The following is a 259-nucleotide window of genomic DNA, read 5'->3' on the forward strand; positions in this document are numbered from 1 at the left end:
GGATAAGCTTCTGAATTTTTGCGCAATTTGGCTCTAACCAATTTAGAAATGATACCAAATAACGAGTAATGTTTTTAGTATTAAAAAAAGACTTTGGTTCCCAATAAAGGCCTGAAGGATCGAATCCCTGTTCATCTAAAGTACCGGATCTCAACCTTAAAATGAATGAAGTAAGCAATAATTCTGGGTCACTAAATATATTTTTATTAGCTTCCATGTAATCAAGAAATAGTTTTAAAGCTCTTGCATAAGATAAAAG

General features: G+C 31.7%; 1 pseudogene. It reads right to left on the minus strand.

The window, feature by feature from the left end:
* Positions 1–259: pseudogene (locus AAEY62_RS23270) on the minus strand (hypothetical protein); the annotation flags it as partial.

The organism is Pseudoalteromonas sp. GW168-MNA-CIBAN-0100, from assembly GCF_040309225.1.
Lineage (GTDB): Bacteria > Pseudomonadota > Gammaproteobacteria > Enterobacterales > Alteromonadaceae > Pseudoalteromonas > Pseudoalteromonas arctica.